The sequence below is a fragment of the Pseudomonas halotolerans genome (assembly GCF_039581215.1).
Lineage (GTDB): Bacteria > Pseudomonadota > Gammaproteobacteria > Pseudomonadales > Pseudomonadaceae > Aquipseudomonas > Aquipseudomonas tehranensis.
Map to the genome: position 1 here is coordinate 508,777 of NZ_JBCNTJ010000002.1, position 15,067 is coordinate 523,843.

The window sequence follows — 15,067 nt, forward strand, 5'->3', positions numbered from 1 at the left end:
GGGGTTGAGCAGTTTTGTGTTGGACTAGTTCATAAAGAAAGTTGTTTGTTGATAAATAAAAAACGCACTCGAGCATTGTGTCGAACACGAAAAATACCGGATAAGCCGGCCCACGCGCTTATCCGATAATCGCACGCTTTGTGTGAGGCTCCTGCCAAGGTGATTGACCGAACTAACCGGTTGGTACATTTTAGGCGCAACACCTCTTGCTCAGCTTGAGCAAGACCATAATAAAAATTGAGGAACCCCCATGCGTACCCGTCTGCAAGCGCTCAGCCCCTATCCCTCGCTTCGTTGCTCCGGACCCGGAACAACGCTCAGCTGCTGTGTCCTGACCCGATAGCTTCCCGCCCATCGTTGCGGTCCTATCGCGCCGGTTGCTGGATGCCGGCGCTCGACAAGTCCGGGAGGTCTTCAAGATGACAAAGGTCGTCGATCTGTATTTCAAACTGCTCAAACTGCTGATTGTGCTGTGCATGGTCGCAATGATCGTGCTGGTGTTCGGCAATGTGGTGCTGCGTTACGCCTTCAACTCCGGTATCAGCGTTTCGGAGGAGCTGTCGCGCTGGTTCTTCGTCTGGATGATTTTTCTCGGCGCCCTGGTGGCGCTCAAGGACCGCGCCCATCTGGGGCTCGACAGTCTGGTCAAACGCCTGCCGCCGACCGGCAAGCGCATCTGCCTGGTGATCGGGCACCTGATGATGCTGTACATCTGCTGGTTGATCTTCAGCGGCAGTTGGCAGCAGGCAGTGATCAACGTGGATGTGGTCGCGCCGGCCTCGGGGTTGTCGATGGCGCTGTTCTACGCCGCCGGCCTGGTGTTCGGCGCCAGTGCCGCCGCCATCCTGGTCTACGAGCTCTACCTGGCGCTGTTCGGCAAGCTCAGGGATGACGAAATGGTCATGGTCAAGGACAACGACGCCGCCGAGGCGAGCGCCCATAACCCCATCAAGAGTACCCGCCCATGACACTGGTTATTTTCCTCGGGTCATTGATAGGCAGCATGGCGCTGGGCATTCCCATTGCATTCGCCTTGCTGGTGGTCAGTGTGGCGCTGATGTTTTACCTGGATCTGTTTGACGCACAGATCATCGCCCAGAACCTGCTTAACGGCGCCGACAGTTTTCCGTTGATGGCTGTGCCGTTCTTCATGCTGGCCGGCGAAGTGATGAACGCCGGCGGCCTGTCCAAACGCATCGTCAACATCGCCATGGCGCTGGTGGGACACAAGCGTGGCGGCCTGGGTTATGTGGCGATCATCGCGTCCTGCCTGTTGGCTTCGCTCTCGGGTTCGGCAGTGGCCGATGCCGCGGCGCTGGCGGCCTTGCTGGTGCCGATGATGGTGCTGGCGGGGCACAACCGGGCGCGTTCGGCCGGCTTGATTGCCGCCGGAGGCATCATTGCCCCGGTCATTCCACCGAGCATTGGTTTCATTGTGTTTGGCGTGGCGTCCGGGGTATCGATTTCCAAGCTGTTTTTGGCCGGAATCGTGCCGGGGCTGATGCTCGGTGTCGCCCTGGCCATTGCCTGGTGGTTCATCTCCCGCAGTGAGCATGTGCAGACACCGCCCAAGCGTTCGCGGGCCGAAGTGATACGGGCCCTGGTCGAGGGCAGTTGGGCCATGGGCCTGCCGCTGATCATCATCCTGGGTCTGAAGTTCGGCATTTTCACCCCGACGGAAGCGGCGGTGGTGGCAGCGGTCTATTCGCTGTTTGTGTCCCTGGTCATCTACCGGGAAATGAAAGTCAGCCAGGTGTACGAAGTGATCCTGTCCTCGGCCAAGACCACCTCGGTGGTGATGCTCCTGGTGGCGGCGGCCATGGTGTCCTCGTGGCTGGTGACCATTGCCGACTTGCCGGGCCAGTTGGCGGCCGTGCTCGAGCCGTTCATGGACAGCCCGACCTTGCTCTTGGTGGTGATCATGCTGTTGATCATCATGGTCGGAACGGTCATGGACATGACGCCCACCATCCTCATCCTCACCCCGGTGCTGATGCCAGCGGTGACCCAGGCGGGTATCGATCCGGTTTATTTCGGCGTGCTGTTTCTCATCAACACCGCCATCGGCCTGATTACTCCACCGGTGGGTACCGTGCTCAATGTGGTGAGCGGGGTTTCGAAACTCAATATCGAAGAGATCGTGCGGGGCGTGTGGCCGTTCCTGCTCGCGCAACTGGCGGTGCTGTTCCTTTTGGTCCTGTTTCCGCAACTGGTTCTGGGACCTTTGAAATTCTTCACCGGTTGACGCCGGTGCAAGCGGTAGTAGCTCGACTTCTAAAACAATAATGATCGGAGAGTGACATGGGACAACTGATGAAAACCTTGTTGGCCGGGGCATGTGCAACGGGGCTGCTGCTGGGCAGCGTGGTCAGCCACGCCGATGAGATCCGCGAGCGTACCCTGCGATTTGCGTTCCAGAACGTCAAGGAGCACCCACAAGGGCAGGGCGCACAGAAGTTCGCCGACCTGCTGAGTGAGAAGAGCGGCGGCAAGCTCAAGGTCCGTCTGTTTCCCGGTGGAACCCTGGGTGGCGACGTGCAGACGGTCTCGGCCTTGCAGGGCGGCACGCTGGACATCACCGTGCTCAACTCCGGCATCCTGGCCGCCCAGGCAGCGGATTTCGCGATGCTCGATTTTCCCTTCCTGTTCAACAACGCCGAAGAAGCCCACGCGGTGATCGACGGGCCGGTCGGCCAGAAACTGGCGGCGCAATTGGACAGCAAAGGGCTGGTTGGCCTGGGCTACTGGGACCTGGGTTTCCGCAACCTGACCAACAGCAAGCATCCCGTGACCAAGCTTGAAGACATGCAAGGCTTGAAGATTCGCGTGATCCAGTCGCCGATCTACCTGGAAACCTTCTCCGCCCTGGGTGCCAACCCGGTGCCGATGGCGTTCCCCGAGGTCTACACCGGCCTTGAGCAGCACACCATCGACGGTCAGGAGAACCCCTTCACGGTGATTGAGGGCAACAAGTTTTTTGAGGTGCAGAAGTATCTGTCGGAGACTGGCCACATCTTCAATCCCCAGTCACTGATCATCAGCCAGAAAACCTGGAACCGTCTGAATGACGATGAAAAGAACCTGATCCGCCAGGCCGCCGCCGAGGCGCAGAAGTTCCAGCGGGAAGTCACCGCTGCGAGCATGGACAAGGCCAAAGCTACATTGGCCGGCGCGATGACCTTCAACGAGATCAGCCCGGCCGAGAAAGATCGCTTTCGTGAGCGTGTGCAACCGGTGATCGATAAATTCGCCAAGTCCCTGGATGCCAACCTGGTGAAGATGATGTACGACGAAATTGCCAAGGTACGCGCCGCGCAGTGAGCTGAGCCGGGCGACACATCGGCTGATCAACGGGCGCCGGGGCAATCCTGGCGCCTTTTTTTTCCTTGCGATTCAGGCTTTTCCAGCCGTGATGCCGGCCCCTTGAGGTGCCCGCGCAGGAGGCATTTTCCCAGTCGGGGAACGCTTGAACGGCCGCAATGTCCCAGACTGGCTCATAAGCTTGTTAAGATACATGCGCACACATCTCGTTTTTACCATAGGAACAGCGGGGCTTATCAGACCATGCGCGCCCAAGCGCGCGGATAACAAAAGGAGGTTCTCGTGGGAAAAAACCCTGTAGACGATCTATCAGGACAACCCCAGTCAACCGGCACAGAGGGGATACCAGCCCCCAGCGGCAAAGCCAATCTCATCGACACCGACTACGTGATCGGGCAAGACAATATCCGAGGTCAGTTCTCTTTCTCCCTGGATATCCACGGCAAAGTTTTCATCATCTCCGCGGCGACCATTCTGCTGTTCGTCATCGTGACGCTTGCGCTGCAGAATGAAGTTGAACCGCTTTTCAGCGCCATGCGCAGTTGGTTGACCAAGCATCTGGCCTGGTTCTTCATGAGTGTGGCCAACATCTTCGTAGTGCTGTGTCTGGCGCTGATCGTCTCGCCATTGGGCAAGGTTCGATTGGGCGGTCAGGATGCCACGCCGGACCACACCTATGTGGGCTGGTTCTCCATGTTGTTCGCCGCCGGGATGGGCATCGGCCTGATGTTCTACGGTGTGGCAGAACCCATGTCCCATTACGCTGCCGCCATGGGCGGTGTCACGCTCGACGCCAGCGGGGCACGTACCGACTGGGCACCGCTGGGCGGTGCCGCGGGGGATGTGAAAGCCTCCGCCGACCTGGCCATGGCCGCGACCATTTTCCACTGGGGTCTGCACCCTTGGGCCATCTACGCCATCGTCGCGCTGTCTCTGGCGCTGTTTTCCTTCAACAAAGGTTTGCCACTTTCGATACGCTCGATTTTTTACCCGCTGCTGGGTGAGCGCGTCTGGGGATGGCCCGGCCATATCATCGACATTCTGGCGGTATTCGCAACGCTGTTCGGTCTGGCGACGTCGCTGGGCATCGGTGCCGAGCAGGCCGCTGCGGGGATCGAACACCTGTTTGGCATTCAATCGACCAGCGTGAGCAAAGTCGTGCTGATCATCGGCATCACCCTGATTGCCCTGTGGTCGGTGCTCGCCGGGCTGGAGAAGGGCGTCAAGCTGTTGTCCGAAATCAACATGGGCCTGGCCTTGCTGTTGCTTTTGTTCATTATCGTGGTGGGGCCAACCGTGGCGATCCTCACCGGTTTCTTCAAGAACCTGGTGACCTACGCCGAGTACCTGCCGGCCTTGTCCAACCCCTTCGGTCGCACGGACACTGAATTCACCCAAGGCTGGACGGCGTTCTACTGGGCCTGGTGGATCAGCTGGTCGCCGTTTGTGGGGATGTTCATTGCCCGCGTCAGTCGTGGCCGTACCGTTCGCGAGTTCCTGATCTCGGTGCTGCTGGTGCCTTCGCTGGTATCGGTATTGTGGATGACCACCTTTGGCGGGACCGCCATCGACCAGGCCACCCTCCAGGGGCTGAGCGGGGTCAAGGATGCGGTGTTGGAGCTCAAGCTGTTTGCCATGCTTGAAGGGCTCCCCCTCAAGGAAATCACGTCACTGCTCGGTATCGTGCTGGTGATTGTGTTTTTCATCACCTCTTCGGATTCCGGCTCGCTGGTCATCGATACCATCACCGCTGGCGGCAAGGTCGATGCGCCCGTTCCACAGCGGGTGTTCTGGGCCATCATCGAAGGTGTGATCGCTATTGCGCTGTTGTTGGGCGGCGGTTTGATCGCGTTGCAAGCCATGGCGGTTTCCACCGGCTTACCGTTTGCCATTGTCCTGCTGTTGGGTTGTATTTCCCTGGTCAAGGGATTGATGTCGGAACCGCGCACCTGACCTTTTAATCCCACAGCTGGCCGATGGGGATGGACGGGCTGTAGTGAGTGGCTATTTGCGCTTGCAACAGCTCGGCCGTCGCCAGGGCATCGGTCAAGGCATGGTGGGCGTGATAGGGCGGCAGGTGGTAGCGCAAGCGACTGTCCGCCAACCGGATGGATTCGGGCGGACGGCGTAACAGTCGGTCCAGCCAACGGCGCTGACCGCGCACCTGCCGCGCTTCCAGCTGCATCGTGTCAATCACCGGAAAGTGCAGGCCCTCCCCAAGGTGATTGCGTAACGCCTGGTCCAGGAAGTTGCGTTCGATGGCCCGGTAATGCACCACCATGACTTTCCCCGCCATGGCTTCCAGCACTTTCTCCATGACGTCCGGCAATCGGGGGGCATGACGGATGTCGGAGTGTGTGATGTGGTGAAACGTCACCGACTCATGGCTGAGCTGCGAGGGCTTGATCACCCAGTACAGGGCTTCGCCGCAGCGTATGCGCCTAAGGGTGAACGGCAGCAGGCCGATGCTGACGATACTGTCAGTGCGCGCGTTCAGGCCGGTGGTTTCAAGGTCCATGGCCAGCAGTTCCACCTGCTCCAGCGCAGTCGCGGCGTCGATGACCCCGTGTTGGTAGAACCGTTGCAGAAGCGGGTGGCGGGCTTGTTCTGCCAGAACTTTGAAACGTGCCGCCCAATCCAGCGTTTCTTGCCCCTTCGGATTGTTCATCAGGATGGCCGAGCGTGGCCGGGGTAGCGGAATCGCAGGAATTTCTGCGCATTGCTCAATACCTGGAACGCCTCCTTGAGGTTGTGCCGCTCAGTGGTGGAAAAACGCTCCGGTTCGATGTAGTTATCCGGTTTCTGGCCCTGTTCGATGGCATCGACCTGGTGTCGGATACGCACCATCGACAGAAACTCCAAGGCGTAGCGTAGATGCTCAATGGCCTGCGGTTGCACCAGCTGTGTGGTGCTGATGGCGTCGAGACGATCAAAGGAATTTTGTGCCGTGGTCCCACAGGCCAGGGCGTGGATACGGATCAGGTCGGTCAGTGGCGCCGTACCACGGCCCTTGAGATTGATGATCTGTTTTTGCTTGCCGTCAGTTTCCATCACGAAGGTGCGAAAGAAACCCAAGGGGGGCGTGCGGTTCAAGGCATTACGGGCCATCGCCGCCAGGAAGGCGGGTGTCACCTTGGATTTTTCAGCGCAGAGCGCCTTGAGTTCATTGACCATTTCCAACTGCCCATAGACCCCGTCCAGGTCAAAGAAGATGCAGCTGTTGAGCAGAGTGGCGGCATTGGGCTTTTCGATCCACTGGCTGAAATACGCGCGCCATACTCGTAACGGCTGACGCCATTGCGCGTTGGTGGCCATGATGCCGCCCTTGCAGTAGCTGTAACCGCACTCTGCCAGGCCGTCGCTGACAAAGGTGGCCAGTTTGCTGAAGTATTCGTCGTGCAGGGCCGGGTCGAAACGATCATCCAGCACCAGGGCGTTGTCCTGGTCGGTGACCAGCAGTTGTTCATCCCGCGCCATCGATCCCAGCACCATGAAGCAGTACGGAACCGGCGGCGGCCCCAGTTCTCGTTCGGCCAATTCGAGCAGCCGCTGGGTGAAGGCGCGGCCAATGCCCGAGATGGCGCTGCCGATCATGTGAGCCGTCGCACCGTCGCGCACCATGCGAATGTAGGTGCCGCGCAGATCCCGCAACAATGAGCGCAAGCCCTCGACAGACGTCTGGTTGGAGATGCTATTGACCAGGTACAGACTGCTCTGGGACTCGTGCCGGATGATGTCCGACAGGTTGATCAACCCCAGCGTGCGCCCCTTGTGCACCACCGGCAGGTGGTGGATGTTGCTGCGAAGCATGCACAACATGGCTTCGAACAACGAGTCATCGGCCTGGATGACCACCGGATCGGTCGACATCACTTCACCGATGCAGGTATCGCCGCTGCGGTTGGCGGCCACTACTCGGGTGCGCAGGTCGCGGTCGGTGACAATACCGAGCATTTTTTCCGGGTGTTGTCCGGCAGGTTCCAGGACGACGACGCAGGAAACACTTTCCTGGGACATCAACCGTGCCGCTTCGTGAACGCTGGTGTGCGGGGTGACCCAGACCAGGTCCCGGGAAATCAGCGCGCGGGATTTCAGCTGGATCAGTTCGCTGGCGCGGCCCTGGGCCTCGACGGCGGACTTGAGCCTGGAGTGTCCTTCGGCCTCGACAAAGTCGGCGAAGCTGTCATGTTGCTCGCACAGCTGGGCAAACACATCCGCCGGGATGAAGTAGATCAGGCTGTCTTCAAGGGCCCGCGCCGGAAAACGCACTTTGTTGCTGCGCAGCAGGCTGGCCTGACCAAAGATATCGCCTTCCACCAGACGGTTGTACAACTGGCCGTTACGCCGGTAGATCTCGACTGCGCCACTGCGCACATAATGCAGGTCGTGAACGATGGAGCCTGCCTCGAGAATATCGCTGCCGGCCTTGAAGTAGCTGACTTCGACGCGCTGCGCTATGGCCTCCAGGGTTTGCTGGGGCAGGGCATCGAAAGGGGGAAAACGATGCAGGTGCTCGCTGATTTCCAGTAACTCGATCTGCATGGAACCTCGTGGCTGATCAATTGAGAGACCAACATGCCAGTTCCTGGGGCCGCACACAAACCCGGGATGAGCGGCTTGTGTGCGGCGTCGGTGTTGTCACGGCTGCTGGGGCACCGCCAGCCACTGGCCGATGACTTTCTGGTAGCTGCCATTGGCTTTGCTCAGGTGCAGCCACTGGTCGACGTACATTTTCCAAGTGATGTCGTCCCGCGGCAGCAGGTAAGCCTTCTCGCCATACTGCAAGTACTGACTCGGGTTGACGGCGCAAAGACCGGGTTTGAGCTTCTGCTGATAGAGCGCTTCCGAGGCGTCGGTGATCATCACGTCGGCCCGCTTGTCCAGCAGTTCCTGGAAGATGGTCACGTTGTCGTGGAACTTGAGTTGCCCTTTGGGCAGGAACGCTCGGACGAACGCTTCGTTGGTGCCGCCGGCCGGTTCCACCAGGCGCACCGAAGGCTGGTTGAGCTGCTCAATGGTCTGGTAGCGCGCCTGGTCCTCGCAACGCACCAGTGGGATTTTGCCATCCACATCCAGTGTGGTGCTGAAGTTCGCTTTTTTCTGACGCTCCAGGGTCACGGAAATCCCACCCATGCCGATATCGCATTTACCGGCGACCATATCCGGCATCAGGGTTTTCCAGCTGGTCTGCACCCATTGAACCTTGACCCCGAGGCTGGCGGCCAGCGAACGGGCCATGTCAATGTCGATCCCCTCGTATTCACCTGTTTCGGCTTTGTAGGTGTAAGGCTTGTAGTCGCCCGTCGTACATACTTTCAGCTCGCCGCGCTGCAGGACCTGATCAAGGTGTGAAGGGGCTGGTTCGGCTAGGGCGTTGCCGCAGAACACCAGCAGACCACAGAACGTCATTGTGTTTGTTATGTTCTTCATACGGATTGCACGTCTCGCAAGGGAGGGGACAAGACAGCCAGTGTAGTGAAAAGGTTGGCGGGCTGTCATCGCAGTCTCAAACTTCGCAGGTGTGCTGCCTTTGCCTCTGTCATCATGGGCGATTGCAGACCTGGGTCAGGGGAGAAACACGTTTCGAATGGACGCATCAGTCGTCAGAATTACGCTTATGTTGATGGTCCCAGGGATCTTGTCGGTCTTCGGGATTGCGTTCGTCTGCGCCTGGCTTATCGACAAAAAACGCAACTATCTGCTGCTCCTGGCCGGTGGCTGTGGCCTGTTCGCATGTGGCGCCATGTCGCAGATTTTCGGCTGGCCTCCCGGGGTCGGGTCCAATGCCATTGTGTCCGGCGCGCTGTATACCTCGGCGGTCCTGGCAGTGGCCGAAGGCGTTTTGCTGCGTTCGCAAAAACGCCTCGGCTGGTGGCTGGACGTTGCCGTGGTGTGCGTCATTTCCCTGGCTCTGGCCTGGTTCTTTTATATCGACCGTAACCTGCTTGCGCGCATCTACGTCCAGAACTTCGGGTATGGTGCGATTTTGCTTGTGGCGGCGGTCAAGCTCAGATCGCTGTTACGCGGGCGACTCGTCGACAAGGCGCTGTTCTGGGTATTGCTGGTCTTCGCGTTGCATTTCTTTCCGCGGACCCTGCTGACCGTCGGGCTGTCGGTGCCTCTGGACCGGATCGCTTTCGCCAACTCGGTGTTCTGGCAGGCGCTGCAGCTGTCCCTGGCGGTGCTCGGCGTCGGGCTCGCCTTTGTGATTCTCGCCGCGGCCATTGCCGACGTGATTGATGACCTGCGTCGCGAACGCGATTTTGACCCGCTGACCGGCGTCCTGAACCGTCGAGGCTTCGAGGATCGGGTGTCGCAGCTGCTGATGAAGAGCCGGCGCGGCATGACAGCGCTGGCTCTGTGCGATATCGACAACTTCAAGAACATCAACGACAGCCATGGTCATGATGTGGGCGATAATGTCTTGCGCGAGGTCGGGCAGTTGCTGCGTGTCTCGGCGCGCAAACGGGATATCGTCGGTCGGCTCGGCGGCGAAGAGTTTGCCGTATTCCTGCCGGACACCGATGCCCGGGAAGCACATGAGTGCGCGGAGCGCTTGAGAACGGCCATCGAGAACGGTGGTTCGGCCACACTGGAGGCTGTCGGCCCGGTCACCGCGAGCTTTGGTGTCGGGAGTCTAGGCCCCAGGGAAACCTGGCAGGATCTCTACAAACGTGTCGATACCTTGCTTTACCAGGCGAAGCGAACCGGGCGCAATCGGACGGTGGCCGATGAAGTCCCGGGTCGGATCGATAGGCCCGTCGAGGTTCAGTCATAGGCCGCGAGCGTGAGTCGGGTTCCTAGCGCGAAATGATCCCGTGATCGATCGCATATTTCACCAGGGCCGCGGGTTTATCGATGTTGAGCTTGCGACGGATGCTCAAGCGATGGGTTTCGACGGTGCGCACGCTGATGTCCAGTTCCCGGGCCATTTCCTTGTTGTTCAGTCCCTGGACCATTTTGTACAACACCTGGCTCTCGCGCGGCGTCAGCTCGTTCTCGGTGGTCGGGTCGGTGGCCAGCCGCTGGGCAATCTCGGCGCTGTAGAAGGTGCCACCGCTGATGATGGCTTCAATGGCCGCGATGATTTCCCGCGAAGGGGCGTTCTTGAGCACGTAGCCACTGGCGCCGGAGCGCACGGACTCGCTCACATACTCATAATTGTCGTACATGCTCAGGATGAGGATCTTGAGGCTGGGGTATTGCTTGCCCAGCAGACGGGTCAGCTCAAGCCCGTTCATGTCCTTGAGGCTGATGTCCATCAGCAGCAGGTCGGGTTGACAGCGTCCGACCATCTCGATGGCCTGTGCACCATCCTCGGCTTCGCCCACCACGTCCAGTTGGGGCATGACGGACAGCAGGGCCCTGATGCCATCGCGGACCAGGGAATGATCGTCGACCAGCGCGACGCGGATCACAGAGGGCGGGTTCATCGGCAGGTGCTCTTGTCAGGTTGGGCGCGCATCAGCTTTGTGTCGCCATCATGTTCATGGGCAGCAGGATATCCAGCTCGCTTCGTCCCGGCACCGAGGTCATTTCCAGCCGTCCGCCGAAATGCTCGACCCGCTCGCGGATATTACGCAGGCCGATGCCGGCGTGGCCACGTTCGACCTGCGGGACGTTGAAACCCATCCCGTCATCCACCACCGTCAGGCGCAAGGACTGGCCGGACCCGAACAGGGTGATACCGACACTTTTCGCCCCGGCGTGACGCTCGATATTGGTCAAGGCTTCCTGAGCAATGCGAAACAGCGAAACCGGTGCTCCATGTTCCAGGCGGCAATCGAATTCGTTGCTTTTGTACGACACTTCAAGCCCGCTGCGTTGCTGGAATTCGGCCGCGAGCTGGCCGATGGCGGCGGACAGGCCCAGGGTGTCGAGCAGGGAGGAGCGCAAGTCGTGGGAGATGGTGCGGATCTCGCCAATGGCTTCTCCCAGCCGATCTGTCGCGTTCTTCAGGATGCCCAGGCCGTTTTCCTGCCCCTTTTCGAGGACGTGACTGGCCAATTCAAACTGGAATTTTATCGACACCAGCAATTGGCTGATGCCGTCGTGCAGCTCACGTGACACCCGCGCGCGTTCCTCTTCCTGCAAGCTGACGATGCGCTGGTTCAGCCGTTGCAGTTTTTTGTCGGCCAGGCGGTGTTCGCTGACGTTGAGGGTCATGCCGCCGGCAAACACCAGCAGCACCGCCACCAGTGCAATGGCGGCGATGGCCTGCATGGTGGTGTGGATGCCTTGGGCCACTTCAGCGCGGGCTTGTTGGGTGGCGCGCTCGACATCCTCCAGGTAAATTCCGGTCCCGAGCATCCAGCCCCAGCGATCGAGCATCACCACATAGGCCAGCTTGTCGGTCACCTGGCCGGAGGAGGGCTTGTTCCAGGCGTAGCGCTGGAAACCTTCGCCGGATTCGGCGCTCTTGAGCAGGGCCTGGATCACCGGCAGCCCCTGGGGATCTTTCATGTCCCAGAGGTATTGGCCCACCAGTTCGGACTGGCGGGCATGCATCAGGCTGCGGCCCTGGCGGTCGTAGACGAAAAAGTAGCCATTGATGCCGAAACTGAGCTTGCGCAGTTCCTCCAGCACCTGCTGCTGCGCGCGTGCGTCGCCCTGGCCGTTGTTGTACAGCGGGGCGATCAGGCTTTGCGCCATCTCCACATAGTTTTTCAGCTCGGCGCGCTTGCTGGCCAGGATGCTGTCTTCGATCAATTGCGCCTGTTGATCACCCAACTGGCGATTGAGCGAGATCACCAAGGCGCAGATAACGGCAATCGCCAGTACCAGGGGCAGAATTCCCAAGGCGACGATTTTGTGTTTGAGCAGCATGTGTACTCCTGTCCAGGCTCGGCGGGGGAGAGGCGGATGGCGGGCATCATATGCCAAACCTACGTGGGCTCAATAACTCTACCGGACATTAGGCACAAAACCTGTGGGAGCGGGCTTGCTCGCGAATGCGATAGGTCAGTGGCATCTTCGTTGACTGGCACACCGCATTCGCGAACAAGCCCGCTCCCACAGATGGAAACGGGTTGTCTACGTAGAACTACGTAGATGGCTCGTACGTAGTACTGCGGATTTATTTATTGACGCCTTCCACGGATATTGGGCCCGCTCCGAATAGTCGGGGCACATTATAAAAACAATCGCCGCAATCCACTGGATATCGGCAGGAGACACGCAATGACAACCCGTCTGGTTAAACACCTTGCCTGGTTTGCCGTGGCTGTTCTGGGAGCTTGTGCGTTGAGTGTCGTGGCCTTGCGCCGCGGCGAACCGATCAACGCCCTCTGGATCGTCGTCGCAGCCGTGGCCATCTACCTGGTCGCCTACCGCTACTACAGCCTGTTCATCGCCAATAACGTGATGCAACTCGATGCGCGCCGGGCCACCCCCGCCGTGCTCAACAACGATGGCCTGGACTATGTCCCGACCAACAAACACATCCTGTTCGGCCACCACTTCGCGGCCATTGCCGGTGCGGGGCCGCTGGTCGGGCCGGTCCTGGCGGCGCAGATGGGCTACCTGCCCGGTACGCTCTGGCTGATCGCCGGGGTGGTGCTGGCCGGTGCCGTGCAGGACTTCATGGTCCTGTTCCTGTCCACCCGTCGCAACGGTCGTTCCCTGGGCGACATGGTGCGTGAGGAAATGGGCCGTGTTCCCGGCACCATCGCGCTGTTCGGCTGCTTCCTGATCATGATCATCATCCTCGCGGTGCTGGCGCTGATCGTGGTCAAGGCCCTGGCCGAGAGCCCGTGGGGGATCTTCACGGTGATGGCGACCATTCCGATCGCGATGTTCATGGGCATCTACATGCGCTACATCCGCCCGGGCCGCATCGGTGAAATCTCCCTCATCGGCGTGCTGTTGCTGCTGGGCTCGATCTGGCTCGGCGGGCAAGTGGCCGCAGACCCGGTCTGGGCCGAGGCTTTTACGTTCACCGGCGTGCAGATCACCTGGATGCTGATCGGCTACGGTTTCGTCGCCGCGGTGTTGCCGATCTGGCTGATCCTGGCGCCGCGCGATTACCTGTCCACCTTCTTGAAGATCGGCACCATCGTCGCCCTGGCGATCGGCATCCTGATCACCATGCCCGAGCTGAAAATGCCGGCACTGACCCAGTTCACCGACGGCACCGGGCCGGTGTGGAAGGGCGGGCTGTTCCCGTTCCTGTTCATCACCATTGCCTGTGGCGCGGTTTCGGGTTTCCACGCGCTGATTTCTTCGGGCACCACGCCGAAGATGCTCGATAACGAAGTCAACGCCCGCTACATCGGTTACGGCGGCATGCTGATGGAGTCGTTCGTGGCAATCATGGCCATGGTCGCCGCTTCGGTGATCGAGCCGGGCGTGTACTTCGCCATGAACAGCCCGGCGGCGATCGTCGGCAGCGATGTGGTGAGCGTGGCGCAGACCGTCAGCAGCTGGGGTTTTGCAATCACCCCCGAAGCGCTGCAGGCGGTGGCCAATGACATCGGCGAGACCACCGTGCTGGCCCGTGCCGGCGGTGCGCCAACGCTGGCGGTGGGCATCGCGCAGATCCTGCACTCGGTGTTGCCGGGTGAGAACACCATGGCGTTCTGGTACCACTTCGCGATCCTGTTCGAAGCGCTGTTCATCCTCACCGCGGTAGACGCCGGTACCCGTGCCGGGCGCTTCATGCTGCAGGACCTGCTGGGCTCGTTCGTGCCGGCCCTCAAGCGGACCGAATCCTGGGTCGCCAACCTGATCGCCACCGCCGGCTGCGTGGCGATGTGGGGCTACTTGCTGTACCAGGGCGTGATCGATCCGCTGGGCGGCATCAACACCTTGTGGCCGCTGTTCGGCATCTCCAACCAGATGCTGGCCGGTATCGCCCTGATGCTTGGCACCGTGGTGCTGATCAAGATGAAGCGCCAGCGCTACGTCTGGGTGACCATGCTGCCGGCGGTCTGGCTGTTGATCTGCACCACCACGGCGGGCCTGATCAAGCTGTTCGACGCCAACCCGGCGATCGGCTTCCTGTCCCTGGCGCGCAAATACAACGATGCCCTGGCCGCCGGCCAGATCCTGGCCCCGGCCAAGAGCATCGAGCAGATGCAACATGTGGTGTACAACGCCTACACCAACGCCACGCTGACGGTATTGTTTCTGCTGGTGGTCTTCAGCATCCTGTTCTACGCGCTCAAGGTCGGCATTGCCGCCTGGGGACACAAGGAACGCACGGATAAAGAAGCGCCATTCCAGGCTGTGCCGGACGCCTGAATCGAGGATTGCAACGATGTTCAATGACTTGAGTCGCCTCGGTAAATACCTCGGTCAGGCCGCCCGCCTGATGGTCGGCATGCCCGACTACGACAACTACGTCGAGCACATGCAAAGCAAACACCCGGACAAACCGCTGATGGACTACGAGGCGTTCTTCCGCGAACGCCAGGAAGCCCGTTATGGCGGCAAGGCCGGGCCCAAGTGCTGTTGAAGCACCGCTTGGGTTGAAGTACCCCCTTGTGGGAGCGGGCTTGCTCGCGAAGGCGCCGGGTCAGTCGCCATTGATGTGGCAGACACACCGCTTTCGCGAGCAAGCCCGCTCCCACAGTTGTTTTGGGGTGGCCTTGGGATTTGCCTACACCACAGAACCCGTGTGGGAGCGGGCTTGCTCGCGAAGGCGTCGTGTCAGTCGCCATTGATGTGGCAGACCCACCGCTATCGCGAGCAAGCTCGCTCCCACAGTTGTTTTAGGATGGCCTCGGGATTTGCCTACACCACAGAA

The 15,067-nt window shown here is 60.1% G+C and carries 12 protein-coding genes; 7 read left to right on the plus strand and 5 right to left on the minus strand.

Annotation, left to right across the window (positions count from 1 at the left end):
* Nucleotides 1-419: 419 nt before the first annotated feature.
* The 4 genes from AAIS01_RS04750 (at nucleotide 420) to AAIS01_RS04765 (ending at nucleotide 5,274) form a co-directional block, all read left to right on the plus strand.
* Nucleotides 420-968: a TRAP transporter small permease gene (locus AAIS01_RS04750; protein ID WP_092455575.1), complete on the plus strand. Its 549-nt coding sequence runs from the start codon at nucleotides 420-422 to the stop codon at nucleotides 966-968.
* The gene (locus AAIS01_RS04755; protein WP_343468014.1) at nucleotides 965-2,245 is read left to right on the plus strand and encodes a TRAP transporter large permease subunit; all 1,281 of its coding nucleotides are present in this window, start codon (nucleotides 965-967) and stop codon (nucleotides 2,243-2,245) included. Before AAIS01_RS04750 ends, AAIS01_RS04755 begins: the two co-directional genes overlap by 4 nt.
* 56 nt (nucleotides 2,246-2,301) lie before the next feature.
* On the plus strand, nucleotides 2,302-3,321 hold the full coding sequence (locus AAIS01_RS04760) for a TRAP transporter substrate-binding protein (protein WP_092398627.1): 1,020 nt from the start codon (nucleotides 2,302-2,304) through the stop codon (nucleotides 3,319-3,321).
* 282 nt (nucleotides 3,322-3,603) lie between these two features.
* Nucleotides 3,604-5,274: a BCCT family transporter gene (locus AAIS01_RS04765; RefSeq protein ID WP_343468015.1), complete on the plus strand. Its 1,671-nt coding sequence runs from the start codon at nucleotides 3,604-3,606 to the stop codon at nucleotides 5,272-5,274.
* 4 nt (nucleotides 5,275-5,278) lie between these two features.
* On the opposite strand, the gene AAIS01_RS04770 is transcribed toward AAIS01_RS04765, so the two are convergent.
* The 3 genes from AAIS01_RS04770 to AAIS01_RS04780 form a co-directional block, all read right to left on the minus strand.
* A complete protein-coding gene (locus tag AAIS01_RS04770) occupies nucleotides 5,279-5,989 on the minus strand; it encodes a 3'-5' exonuclease (RefSeq protein WP_343468016.1) in 711 nt (236 codons plus the stop codon).
* Nucleotides 5,989-7,863: a DUF294 nucleotidyltransferase-like domain-containing protein gene (locus tag AAIS01_RS04775; protein WP_343468017.1), complete on the minus strand. Its 1,875-nt coding sequence runs from the start codon at nucleotides 7,861-7,863 to the stop codon at nucleotides 5,989-5,991. Before AAIS01_RS04775 ends, AAIS01_RS04770 begins: the two co-directional genes overlap by 1 nt.
* 96 nt (nucleotides 7,864-7,959) lie before the next feature.
* Entirely contained in the window at nucleotides 7,960-8,751 is a 792-nt protein-coding gene (locus tag AAIS01_RS04780) for a transporter substrate-binding domain-containing protein (RefSeq protein WP_092455584.1), read from the minus strand.
* A gap of 187 nt (nucleotides 8,752-8,938) precedes the next feature.
* Between AAIS01_RS04780 and AAIS01_RS04785 the strand changes: the two genes are divergently transcribed.
* Nucleotides 8,939-10,099, plus strand: a complete 1,161-nt coding sequence (locus AAIS01_RS04785; RefSeq protein ID WP_343468018.1) for a GGDEF domain-containing protein — start codon at nucleotides 8,939-8,941, stop codon at nucleotides 10,097-10,099.
* 22 nt (nucleotides 10,100-10,121) lie between these two features.
* Here the strand turns inward: AAIS01_RS04785 and AAIS01_RS04790 are convergent, their stop codons facing one another.
* Both AAIS01_RS04790 and AAIS01_RS04795 read right to left on the minus strand, forming a co-directional pair.
* Nucleotides 10,122-10,754 carry a response regulator gene (locus AAIS01_RS04790; RefSeq protein ID WP_343468019.1) on the minus strand — a complete coding sequence of 211 codons (633 nt, stop codon included), beginning with the start codon at nucleotides 10,752-10,754 and terminating at the stop codon, nucleotides 10,122-10,124.
* Between the two features lie 31 nt (nucleotides 10,755-10,785).
* Nucleotides 10,786-12,147, minus strand: a complete 1,362-nt coding sequence (locus AAIS01_RS04795; RefSeq protein WP_343468020.1) for a cache domain-containing protein — start codon at nucleotides 12,145-12,147, stop codon at nucleotides 10,786-10,788.
* 354 nt (nucleotides 12,148-12,501) lie between these two features.
* Here AAIS01_RS04795 and AAIS01_RS04800 point away from each other — a divergent pair, with 354 nt between their 5' ends.
* Both AAIS01_RS04800 and AAIS01_RS04805 read left to right on the plus strand, forming a co-directional pair.
* Nucleotides 12,502-14,562 carry a carbon starvation CstA family protein gene (locus AAIS01_RS04800; RefSeq protein ID WP_343468021.1) on the plus strand — a complete coding sequence of 687 codons (2,061 nt, stop codon included), beginning with the start codon at nucleotides 12,502-12,504 and terminating at the stop codon, nucleotides 14,560-14,562.
* A gap of 16 nt (nucleotides 14,563-14,578) precedes the next feature.
* Complete coding sequence (locus tag AAIS01_RS04805; RefSeq protein WP_047230563.1) at nucleotides 14,579-14,776, plus strand: YbdD/YjiX family protein; 198 nt, start codon at nucleotides 14,579-14,581, stop codon at nucleotides 14,774-14,776.
* Nucleotides 14,777-15,067: the final 291 nt, after the last annotated feature.